This window comes from Noviherbaspirillum malthae, assembly GCF_015352985.1.
Lineage (GTDB): Bacteria > Pseudomonadota > Gammaproteobacteria > Burkholderiales > Burkholderiaceae_D > Noviherbaspirillum > Noviherbaspirillum malthae.
This window is the reverse complement of the sequence record NZ_JACYXF010000121.1, coordinates 1-10,793: the sequence shown is the minus strand read 5'-3', so window position 1 is coordinate 10,793 and position 10,793 is coordinate 1. Positions and strand designations below refer to the sequence as shown.

The 10,793-nt window shown below is 62.0% G+C and carries 9 protein-coding genes and 1 pseudogene; 4 read left to right on the top strand and 6 right to left on the bottom strand.

Going from position 1 to position 10,793, the window contains the following annotated elements:
* From IGW03_RS36400 to IGW03_RS36390, 3 genes are all read right to left on the bottom strand, one after another.
* Positions 1-981 (bottom strand): TRAP transporter substrate-binding protein (locus IGW03_RS36400; protein ID WP_194727269.1); only part of this gene is annotated, 981 nt, incomplete at its 3' end.
* A 72-nt stretch (positions 982-1,053) separates the two neighbouring features.
* A complete protein-coding gene (locus IGW03_RS36395; RefSeq protein WP_194727268.1) occupies positions 1,054-1,953 on the bottom strand; it encodes an SMP-30/gluconolactonase/LRE family protein in 900 nt (299 codons plus the stop codon).
* A 24-nt stretch (positions 1,954-1,977) separates the two neighbouring features.
* Positions 1,978-2,769 (bottom strand): NAD-dependent epimerase/dehydratase family protein, encoded by a 792-nt coding sequence (locus IGW03_RS36390; protein WP_228536320.1) that lies wholly within the window; start codon positions 2,767-2,769, stop codon positions 1,978-1,980.
* Between the two features lie 688 nt (positions 2,770-3,457).
* Between IGW03_RS36390 and kdgD the strand changes: the two genes are divergently transcribed.
* Together kdgD and IGW03_RS36380 are read left to right on the top strand one after the other, a co-directional pair.
* The gene (gene kdgD / locus IGW03_RS36385; protein ID WP_194727266.1) at positions 3,458-4,369 is read left to right on the top strand and encodes a 5-dehydro-4-deoxyglucarate dehydratase; all 912 of its coding nucleotides are present in this window, start codon (positions 3,458-3,460) and stop codon (positions 4,367-4,369) included.
* Positions 4,370-4,448: 79 nt separating this feature from the next.
* Positions 4,449-5,882 carry an aldehyde dehydrogenase family protein gene (locus tag IGW03_RS36380; RefSeq protein ID WP_194727265.1) on the top strand — a complete coding sequence of 478 codons (1,434 nt, stop codon included), beginning with the start codon at positions 4,449-4,451 and terminating at the stop codon, positions 5,880-5,882.
* Positions 5,883-6,038: 156 nt separating this feature from the next.
* On the opposite strand, the gene IGW03_RS36375 is transcribed toward IGW03_RS36380, so the two are convergent.
* The gene (locus IGW03_RS36375; protein ID WP_194727264.1) at positions 6,039-6,437 is read right to left on the bottom strand and encodes a hypothetical protein; all 399 of its coding nucleotides are present in this window, start codon (positions 6,435-6,437) and stop codon (positions 6,039-6,041) included.
* Positions 6,438-6,656: 219 nt separating this feature from the next.
* Positions 6,657-6,782, bottom strand: a complete 126-nt coding sequence (locus IGW03_RS38805) for a hypothetical protein (RefSeq protein ID WP_267253658.1) — start codon at positions 6,780-6,782, stop codon at positions 6,657-6,659.
* Positions 6,783-6,791: 9 nt separating this feature from the next.
* Here IGW03_RS38805 and IGW03_RS36370 point away from each other — a divergent pair, with 9 nt between their 5' ends.
* Both IGW03_RS36370 and IGW03_RS36365 read left to right on the top strand, forming a co-directional pair.
* Positions 6,792-9,137 carry an alpha/beta hydrolase-fold protein gene (locus IGW03_RS36370; RefSeq protein ID WP_194727263.1) on the top strand — a complete coding sequence of 782 codons (2,346 nt, stop codon included), beginning with the start codon at positions 6,792-6,794 and terminating at the stop codon, positions 9,135-9,137.
* A 551-nt stretch (positions 9,138-9,688) separates the two neighbouring features.
* On the top strand, positions 9,689-10,360 hold the full coding sequence (locus IGW03_RS36365; RefSeq protein WP_194727262.1) for a FadR/GntR family transcriptional regulator: 672 nt from the start codon (positions 9,689-9,691) through the stop codon (positions 10,358-10,360).
* A gap of 137 nt (positions 10,361-10,497) precedes the next feature.
* Here the strand turns inward: IGW03_RS36365 and IGW03_RS36360 are convergent.
* Positions 10,498-10,793: pseudogene (locus IGW03_RS36360) on the bottom strand (TRAP transporter substrate-binding protein); the annotation flags it as partial.

Sequence of the window (10,793 nt, the reverse complement as noted above, 5' to 3'; positions counted from 1 at the left end):
TGCGCTTTTCTGGATCTTGGCGACGACGTCCTTGAGCGCCGGATCGGTGACGAAGCGCTCGTACACCGGCTTCATCGCCGCCGTAAAGCCCGCCTTGTCCACATCCGTGATGATCTGCGCACCGCCGGCCGTCACCACCTGACGCGCCTTGGCTTCACGCTCGTCCCACAGCTTGCGCATCGCCGGCACCGAATCCTTGGCCGCCTTGCGGATCAGCGCCTGGTCTTCCTTGCTCAGGCCATCCCACACCTTCTTCGAGAACAACAGCACTTCCGGCGCCATCGAGTGTTCCGACAGGCTGTAGTACTTCGCCGCCTCATAGTGCCTCGACGATTCGTACGACGGCCAGTTGTTCTCGGCGCCGTCGATCAGGCCGGTCTTCAGACCGGTGTACACCTCGGCATACGGCATCGGCGTCGCGTTCGCACCCACGGCCTGCATGATGGCCACCCACATTTCCGACTGCTGCACCCGGATCTTCTGGCCCTTCATGTCGGCAACAGTTTTGATCGGCTTCTTGGTGGTGTAGAACGAGCGCGAGCCGCTGTCATAGAACGCCAGGCCGACGAAGCCTTCCTTTTCCAGCGAAGCCAGCAGCTGGTCGCCGATGGGGCCGTCGAGGGTTTCGCGCATGTGGGCGGTGGAGCGGAACAGGAACGGCAGCGACGGGATCATCATGGCCGGGGAGATGGCGTGCAGGGCGGCGCTGTTGATGCGCACCATGTCGAGGGCGCCGATCTTGACCTGCTCGACGGTGTCCTTTTCCGAGCCCATGGAACTGTTGGCGAAGACCTTGACGCCGAGGCGGCCCTTGGTCTGTTCGGCCAGCGACTTGCCCATCTGGCCGACGGCGACCACGGTGGGATAGTCGTTGGGATGGACGTCGGCGGAACGGAAGTCCTTGGCGTGGCCGGTGAGGGCCGCTGCGGCCAGGGCCACGGCCAGGGCGGTGCGTTTGAATGTCTGGAATGCGATGCTCATGCTCGAGTCTCCTCTGTTATCTGAAATCGGAACGCTGAAACAAATGCTGTAAAACCCGATAAATACGCGGCCTTATACCGGGAACGAGAACGGCTGCTCGGGGATTCCCGCCACGCCCGGATTGAACGAAAACACGCCGCCGGCCAAAGGCTGCTCGGTGGCCACCGCAGGATGATCCGGACGGATCGAGGTGACGAACAGCGTGTCGAGATTCTTGCCGCCGAAGGCGCACATGGCCGGCTTTTTCACGGGCAGTTCGACGCTGCGGTCGAGCTTGCCTTCCGGCGTGAAGCGATGAACCATGCCGGCGTCGTTACCGCAGATCCAGTAACAGCCGTCGGCATCAACCGCAGCGCCGTCAGGGCGGCCGGGATACTGGTTCATGTCGACGAAGACGCGGCGGTTGGTCGGCACGCCGTCATCAATGTCGTAATCGAAGGCCCAGATCGTCTGCACGGTGGGATGTGAATCGGAGAGGTACATCGTGCGGCCGTCGGGCGACCAGGCCATGCCGTTGGGAACGATCATCTGGCCCATCTGCGGCACGAGCCCCCTGCCGTCGAGCCGGTACACGGTACCGACCTGGCGGGCGAGCGGCATGTCGAGATGCATGGTGCCCGCCCAGAAACGTCCCTGGCGGTCGCAGCGGCCGTCATTGAAGCGCATCGGCGATTCGGCATGCTCGACTGCCGCGATGCGGCGCACGCCGATGGCATCGCCTTCCTTGAACTGCACCGAGAACACGCCGGTTTCCATGCCGGCGACGAAACCGCCCTGGCCGTCGAAGCCGATGCAGGCAATCATTTCCGGCGCCTGCCAGGATTTGACCGCGTTGTCGGACGGCGTCCAGCGATACAGCTTGCCGTCGGGGATGTCCACCCAGAACAGCGACTGGGTCCGCGCATCCCAGACCGGGCTTTCGCCGACGCCGTTACGGACGTCGGCAACGAGAGTGATGTGTGGATTGCTCATGCTTGGAAATCCGCTGTAATCGGATCAAATGTCGAACGGGCCGTGGGTCACGAAACGGCCGCCCTGGTAGACCATCATTGGATCGTCTGCCGGAACCTGCGGCTGCGCCTCGACCTTGGTGCGGAAAGGCTCGGAGCTGTCTTTCGGCTGCCAGCCGAGATGCGCGGCCTTGCTGTTGTCCCACCAGGAATCGCGATTGTCGGACGCGCCGTAGACGATGGTGTGGCCGACGTTAGGCGTCTGCAGCGCGCAGCGCATCAGTTCGGTCAGGTCGTCGTAGCTGAGATAGGTCGCCATCATGCGGCGGTCGAGCGGCTCGGGGAAGGAAGAGCCGATGCGCACGCACACGGTTTCGATGCCGTAACGGTCGAAATAGAAGCGCGACATCAATTCGCCGAAACCCTTGCTGATGCCGTAGAGGCTGTCGGGCCGCATCGGCGCATCCGCGTCGAGCTTGTCCGTCTGCTTGTAGAAGCCGATCACGTGGTTGGAACTGGCGAAGACGATGCGCTTGACGCCGAGCTTGCGGGCCGACTCATAGAGGTTGAACACGCCGACGATATTGGCGTCGAGGATGGGCTTGAACGCCGCTTCCACCGAAATGCCGCCGAGATGCACGACCGCATCGACGCCGCTCATCATTTCATGCACGGCAGCCGCGTCGGACAGATCGCACTGGAACAATTCTTCATTGGGCGCGGCCGTGCCGAGCGCGGAGAGATCTGACAGGCGCAGCGTCTTTGCAAACGGCGCAAGGCGCTCGCGGAGCACCTTTCCCAATCCCCCTGCCGCGCCCGTGATAAGAAGTCGGTTCATCTTTGACTGTTCCTTGTATTGGCCATGTCGCATTGCGTAAAAACGCCGTACGGCCTGCATGGCCACAGCGTTTCGCGTCGCGATTTGTTATATGTAAGATGTATGATGACATAGGTTACCGGAGTGGCATGTAAAATGTCAAGCGTTGTCACAATGTTTTTTGGATGATTGCGCGGGGACGCGGAGCCGCAAATCTTTCTTTGCAAAAAAAGAAATTTTGACTAATCCCAGATTGTTCTTACTTTGTTTCTACTTGGTAATCAGAGAGCTGGCTGCGCGGAAACTGACGAGCGGAAGTGCCCTCTCCGATTAATTTAATATCTATTACATAGCCTCTTCATAGCGGCATCCCTATGTATTAGAGAGGTGCTCCGATCTTCCTACGCTCCGAGCCGGACATCTGACTTTGATATTGACATGGTGCGTTTCAATGCATGCAAGCAAGAGAAACGACATGGGAGCGATCCTCGGTCTCCCTATACGCCCTCTTTAACATGCTCCGTTTGAGCATCAGGAATTCATTTAATGAGGCATCGAGATTTGCAGTTGTATTGTTTCTTCATAAGTTGTATGATGTGTGACGTTTTCCAAGTTTGTGTGCCCGCGCTTGGTCGAACAGGCGATTTTTACGCCGTTCCAGCCTCGCTGGCGCGCAAGTTTTCCCTCAACCTTGAATAGAGCAACGAACATGCAATTAGCTGAACTCAAAGCCGCTGTAGGCGCTGGCCTTCTCTCCTTCCCGGTGACCGATTTCGACCAGAACGGCAACTTCAACGCCGGCAGCTACGCGGAGCGCCTGGAATGGCTGGCTCCCTACAACGCCACGGCACTGTTCGTTGCCGGCGGCACCGGTGAATTCTTCTCGCTGACCCAGCAGGAATACCCGAGCGTGATCAAGACCGCCGTCGAGCGCCTCAAGGGCCGCGTTCCGGTCATCGCCGGCACCGGCTACGGCACCCGCACCGCGATCCAGTACGCCCAGGAAGCCGAGCGCCTCGGCGCCGACGGCCTGCTGCTGTTGCCGCACTATCTGAGCGAAGCCAGCCAGGAAGGCCTGTTCCAGCATGTCAAGGCGGTCTGCGAATCGGTAAAGATCGGCGTCATCGTCTACAACCGCGGCCCGTGCAAACTGCAGCCGGCAACGCTGGTGCGCCTGGCGGACGCCTGCCCCAACCTGGTCGGCTTCAAGGACGGCTTCGGCGACATCGACCTGATGGTTGCCATCCGCCAGAAGCTGGGCGATCGCTTCGTCTACCTCGGCGGCCTGCCGACCGCGGAAGTGTTCGCGCGCCCCTACCTCGCGATGGGCGTGACGACGTATTCGTCGGCCGTGTTCAACTTCATCCCGAAAACCGCGATGGATTTCTACCGCGCGATCCGCGAGAACGACCACGCCACCGTCGATCACCTGCTCGACACCTTCTTCCTGCCGTTCATCGAACTGCGCAACAAGACACCGGGCTATGCGGTCAGCCTGATCAAGGCCGGCGTCGAGATCGTCGGCCACGGCGGCGGCAAGGTCCGTCCCCCGCTGTCTTCCCCCAACGAGCAGGAATACGAAACCCTGCGCCAGCTGATCGGCCGCCTCGGCGCGCAATAAGCACGCCGCGCATTGCAATTTAGCGGCATAGCGCACCGCGCGCAGCGGTGTGCCACCCTCACCTGATTGAAAGGGCAACATGAAACCGTATTACAACTTCATCGCCGGCGAGTGGGTGCAGGGTGCGCGCACCCTGCAGAACATCAATCCGTCGGATACCTCGGATGTGATCGGCGAATTCGCGCAGGCCAACGCCGAGCAGGCGTTCCAGGCTGTCGCCGCCGCGCGCCAGGCGGTGCCGGCCCTGGCGAAAATGACGCTGCAGGCGCGCTCCGACGCGCTGGACTTCGTCAGCCGCGAACTGTTCGCGCGCCGCGAGGAACTTGGCACCCTGCTCGCCCGTGAAGAAGGCAAGACGCTTGCCGACGGCATCGGCGAAGTGGCCCGCGCTTCCTACATCTTCCGCTTCTTCGCAGGCGAAGTGCTGCATGCCAGCGGCGACCTGATCGACTCGGTGCGGCCGGGCGTGCGCGTGGAAGTCACGCGCGAGCCGATCGGCGTCGTGTCCATCATCACGCCGTGGAATTTCCCGATCGCGATTCCGGCATGGAAGATCGCGCCTGCGCTGGCCTTCGGCAACGCGGTCGTCTTCAAGCCGGCCGAACTGGTGCCGGGCAGCGCCTGGGCCCTGTCGGAAATCATTTCCCGCGCAGGCTTCCCGGCGGGCGCATTCAACCTGGTCATCGGCAAGGGTTCTGAAATCGGTGCGGCGCTGATCGAATCGCCGCAGGTCGATGCCATCACCTTCACCGGCTCCGTCAGCACCGGCAAACGCATCGCTTCGCAAGCGGTCGGCCGCCTGGCCAAGCTGCAGATGGAGATGGGCGGAAAGAACCCGCAGATCATCCTCGACGACGCCGACCTCGATGTCGCGGTCAACGTGGCGCTGCAGAGCGCATTCTTCCAGACCGGCCAGCGCTGCACGGCGTCGAGCCGCCTGATCGTCACCGACGGCATCCATGACCGCTTCGTCAATGCGCTGCACGAGCGCATGCAGACGCTGCGCATCGATCATGCGCTCAAGGCAGGCACCGACATCGGACCGGTGGTCGATCAGTCGCAGCTGGACCAGGACCTGCGCTATATCGACATCGGCAAGCGTGAAGGCGCGAAGCTGGTGTTCGGCGGCGAACGCCTGCAGCGCGAGACCAATGGTTTCTACCTGCAGCCGGCGCTCTTCACCGAGACAACGGCCGACATGCAGATCAACCGTGACGAAATTTTCGGACCGGTAGCGAGCGTGCTGCGCGTGAGGGATTACGATGAAGCCCTGGCCGCATCCAACGATACCCAGTTCGGCCTGAGCGCCGGCATCGCCACCACATCGCTGAAGTATGCGGAACACTTCAAGTGCCACGCCGAAGCCGGCATGGTCATGGTGAACCTGCCGACGGCCGGTGTCGATTACCATGTGCCGTTCGGCGGCCGCAAGGGATCGAGCTACGGTCCGCGCGAACAGGGCAAGGCAGCCCGCGAGTTCTACACCACCGTCAAGACTGCCTACATCGGTTAGGCAGGCAACGTGGACAGGGATACCGGAAAGCTGGTCTAGCTGAGCAACCGCCATCCCGAAGCTGGGTGAACCCGGCTTACGGGGCGGCGGCCCGGTTGTTTGGGCGGGAGACGGGCCTGTACATCCTGCGCGAATCTGCGGAGGATGACTTCGCCTCTAGCCGATGATGAGGCCCGAAAGCTTTCCGGTGATCCCCTGCTCCTGCCGCGCCGGCTTCAAGCGTTGATTGCGATCGAACCGGTCATCCATGTCAGCAAAGGCATGAACCGCATGGCGCAGGGCCGTGCCAATACCGAGATCCGCAGCCTGCAGCCACGGGAATCCGCAAATCTCGTAATGGAGATCGGCACACACGCCGGCTGATCGCGTTGGATTCGTTTCGATCGGTTTCATCCTGCGGGCCGCAGGCATGGCGGCGAACCTCCTTCCGTTGACGCAACACAAATAACTGCCATTCAGCAGGACTTCCCCTCTTTTAAAGCACGAGCGTTCGGAACTATTGTTTCCATGATGCCTCTGAAAGGCACGACGTCCGTCACCGAATTTGTCGGCCATTGGTCGGCGACATGGACATGCAGCATCCGACCCGCGCTCCAGAACCGCGGGCGGCAAGAGGAGACAGCGATGCACCGAACCCGTCCATCAGGCAGATCCGGCCATACGGCCCGCACATCCCGCCCTTGCGGCAGAGCACCCGTCATTGCGCCGCCCGAGCGACCCCGTCCCTCCGATTGATTTAGCTTTTCATCCCCGACCGAACCGATGCCCGCGCCATCAGCGCGGCGCAGGCGGAATGCTGTCCGGACAGTCGACGCGGCTGCCCGGCATGGCCTTGTACTGCAAGCCGTCCTGTTCGCGGGCGCTGCGCCTACTGCGCATGTCCGCCGTATGCCAACTCAAGGAGACTCCATGAAGCCTGTTCATCTGCGCCCCTGGATGCAGCCTGTCCTGTACAGCGCCGCCGCTGTCCTGCTCGCCGCATGCGGCGGCGATCGCGGCACCACCGGCGATACCCGCCTGATGCCGGAAACCATCATCAGCATGAACGACCTGCTCGCCCCGCTTGCGCCCGACACCGACCTCGGCGGCGCCGACACGCCGCAGGTCGACTACCGCAGCCGGTCGCTGTACAGCGGACCCGGTCCGCGCCCCGGTCCGGACATCCTGTATGCAGGGCAGCCGCGCGCGCCGCAGCTGGAAAACACCGGCATCTGGCGCGCCAATCCCATCCTCGTCTCCGGCGCCAGCGCCTACCGCCGCGGCGAATTCCTTTACCAGGATTTCCTCTATGACGACCGGGGTGCCAACGGCAATCTCGCCGATCCCGGCGATCCGCGCCAGAGCTCGGAAACCTTCTCAGGCGCCAATGGCACCTACAGTTATCCGACAGATCCGGTTTATGCCGGTAACGCCGCCGATATTGTCGAACTGCGCATCAAGCCGCAGTCGAATTTCACCGCGTTCCGCGTCACGCTCAACAGTCTGATCGATGCGCAGAAGGTCGGCTTCACCATTGCGCTTGGCGAATCGTCCTCGCCGCGCCCCTTTCCGTTCGGGGCCAACGTGTCGGCGCCGGCGCAATATTTCCTGACCGTGAACGGCAGCGGGGCGGTTCTCACCAATGCCGCCGACGGCAGCGTGATCTCACCTGCGCCGACCGTCTCCGTCGACATGGTCCGCCGCCAGTTCGAAGTACGCGTGCCGACGGCGGCATGGAATCCGGGACGCGGCGTGGTCAGGGTGGCGGCCGGCGCCGGCTTGTGGGATGCGCGGAACAACCGTTATCTCGTGCCCGGCGCGGCGGCGAATGCGTCCGCGCCCGGCGGCGCGGGGACGCTGAGCAAGCCGGCGGCATTCTTCAATGTCGCCTTCCGCTTCACCGAGCCGATGTTCGGCCCGGGGCAAACCCTGTCGGGCAATGCCTATTGGCGGGATCATGCGCAGGCCGGCGCCCTCGCCGCCGGCGATATCAGCGCCTTCTTTGCCCGCGTCGACTTTTCCAAGCTGGCTGCCGGCATCAACGACGACATGCCCGGGCAACCGCAAGGCGTTCCGCAGACTGGCCCGATCAACCGCATCTTCGCCAGCGCGGTCGAAACCAAACAGGGCGTGGACTTTTCGGTGGAATGCGGAAGCGCACCGACCTGCAAGGGCGAATATCGAGGCCAGCTGCAGCCCTACGCGCTCTACGTGCCGGTCAAGCCGCTACCTTCGTCGGGCTATGGCCTGACGCTGCTGCTTCATTCGCTGGGCGGAAACCATAACCAGTACCTCAATTCGCGCAACCAGTCGCAGCTCGGCGAACGCGGCGCCGGCCATCTGGTCGCAACAGCGCTGGGACGCGGACCTGACGGCTGGTATGTCGACGATGCCGCCGCCGATACCTTCGAGATGTGGGCGGACATTGCCCGCCACTATCCGCTCGATCCGGCAATGACATCGATCAGCGGCTATTCGATGGGCGGCCATGCCACCTTCAAGTTCTCGACGCGCTATCCGGACCTGTTCGCCAAGGCGCATGCGGTGGTAGGACCGCCGGCACTCGGCATCTGGGTGCCGCCGGCCGCGCCGACCGGCGGCGACGCGACCAATACCTATCACCTGCTGCCCGGCCTGCGGAACGTGCCGATCATGATGTGGGTGCAGGCGGCGGACGAACTGGTACCGTATGCAGGCACGCTCACGCAGGCGCAGCGGCTGGACGAACTCGGCTACCGCTATCGCTTCGACACCTTCACCACCGGAGAGCACCTCACCCTGGCACTGCACGACCAATACCAGGAAAGTGCGAATTTCCTTGGCGACGCCCTCGTCGACCGCAATCCGGCCCGCATTACCTATGTCGCCAATCCGGCGATGGACGTACCGGCGCGCGGCCTGGTCGGCAACCACGCCTACTGGCTGTCCGACATCAGCGTTCGAGACCGCGGCAGCGCCGCGCCGCGCGGCACCATCGATGCGGTTTCGCATGCCTTCGGCAGCGGCGACGCTCCGGTCTCGCCGATGCAGACCGGGGCCGGCGTGGTCCCCGGCAATCTCGGCCTACAAGCTTACGTAAGCCAGTTCCGCACCTGGGGACTGCCTGCCGTGGCGCCGAAGACCAGCCGGCTTGACCTAGTCGCACGCAATGTGGCCGCCGTCACCGTCAACATGCAGCGCGCGCAGCTTGGGTGCGACGCGCAACTGCAAGTCGATACGGACGGGCCCCTGACTGTCCGGCTTGATGGCTGCAACCGCGAGCTGCGTTATCCCTGATGACCTGAGTCTCCGCCGTCATGCTTGACGAACGATGGCATGACGGCGGCCGGGGCAGAATATTTCCCCTCTTCTGTCGGCCGCTTATATCTGTTCATAACTTGTGTGCCGAAGTGCGCAACAAGGAGACTTGAACGCGGCGCATTATTCACAAAGAGAATGGACGACATCAAAACTTGAAATTGGATTTATAACTAGGCGCTGTATAAGATGATTCCAGCGAAACACTTTTTTAAGGAATCAATCATGTTCAGCGAATACCTTCCTCTCATTTCCTTCTCGGCCATCGCCGCTCTGCGTCTCGCCCTGCTTGCCAACGCGGCATTGTCCAAGAAGTAAAACGTGGCAGTTTCGATGAGGCCGCCCGGCGCGCAATCGCCGGGCGGTTTTCATTTTTGACATACGGAAAAGGGTATACTCCGCTGTAACTGCTGCCCGCCATGCCAATACTTTTCCTTCGGCCGTGGCAGCGATGCTGTTGCGCAGGCCTCAGGCTTGCATTCATTTCGTAAGCGGAGTGCCTCATTAAAAAGCGTGAAAACCTCGCCGACATGATGTTCGGTTCCATCTTCAGGGCCATCATGGATGGCGAACTGAAAGAGGGAGAGCGGCTTCCGAGCGAAGAAGCCCTCAGCGAAAAATACAAGGTATCGCGCCCCACGGTGCGGGAAGCGTTGGCCCGGTTGCGCGTCGGCGGATTGATCGTGTCGCGCCAGGGGTCGGGAAGCTACGTCGGCCGTCCGCCGAACCAGCCCATTCTCAAATTCGCCGAGCTCGACAGCCTTTCCGATATCCAGCGCTGCTACGAATTCAGGCTGGGCATCGAAGGCGGGGCTGCCGAAATGGCGGCACGAATGCGCGACGAGAAAGACCTTGCACAGATCGAGGCTGCCTACGAGAGCCTTGAGAAGGTCATCCATATGAATGCGGTCGGCACCGAGGAAGACTTTGCCTTTCACCTCGCCATTGCGGCCGCGTCAAAGAACCCGTTGTTTCATACCGTACTGAGTTCGATCAGGAACCAGACACGGTTCAGCATGGCCTTGCTGCGCAATCTGTCGCGGGAGAAGAGCGTGGAGCGCCAGATGATGGTCCAGCGCGAGCATCGCGCCATTGTCGATGCGATTATCCGGCAGGACGGCAAGGCAGCGCGCGATGCGATGCGCGCCCATCTGAACCAGGCACTGCAACGCATGTTCTACGGCGAATCACCTCAGCAATAACCCGGCTCCGCAAAACAGGCTTCAAAAAGAAAAAAGGTCATTCCGACCTTCGGAATGACCTAAACCCCTTTGGGAGAGAGACACTTCAATTTCAACGGACATCGAGCGGCATTGACGATGCCGCCCGCTGCCGGCAATTACTTTGCGCTTTTCTGGATCTTGGCGACGACGTCCTTGAGCGCCGGATCGGTGACGAAGCGCTCGTACACCGGCTTCATCGCCGCCGTAAAGCCCGCCTTGTCCACATCCGTGATGATCTGCGCACCGCCGGCCGTCACCACCTGACGCGCCTTGGCTTCACGCTCGTCCCACAGCTTGCGCATCGCCGGCACCGAATCCTTGGCCGCCTTGCGGATCAGCGCCTGGTCTTCCTTGCTCAGGCCATCCCACACCTTCTTCGAGAACAACAGCACTTCCGGCGCCATCGAGTGTT

Bases quoted from the DNA above. Each gene is read 5' to 3' on its own strand.
- IGW03_RS36395 (WP_194727268.1), bottom strand. From the start codon at position 1,953: ATGAGCAATCCACACATCACTCTCGTTGCCGACGTCCGTAACGGCGTC.
- IGW03_RS36390 (WP_228536320.1), bottom strand. From the start codon at position 2,769: ATGAACCGACTTCTTATCACGGGCGCGGCAGGGGGATTGGGAAAGGTG.
- kdgD (WP_194727266.1), top strand. From the start codon at position 3,458: ATGCAATTAGCTGAACTCAAAGCCGCTGTAGGCGCTGGCCTTCTCTCC.
- IGW03_RS36380 (WP_194727265.1), top strand. From the start codon at position 4,449: ATGAAACCGTATTACAACTTCATCGCCGGCGAGTGGGTGCAGGGTGCG.
- IGW03_RS36375 (WP_194727264.1), bottom strand. From the start codon at position 6,437: ATGGCCGACAAATTCGGTGACGGACGTCGTGCCTTTCAGAGGCATCAT.
- IGW03_RS36370 (WP_194727263.1), top strand. From the start codon at position 6,792: ATGAAGCCTGTTCATCTGCGCCCCTGGATGCAGCCTGTCCTGTACAGC.
- IGW03_RS36365 (WP_194727262.1), top strand. From the start codon at position 9,689: ATGATGTTCGGTTCCATCTTCAGGGCCATCATGGATGGCGAACTGAAA.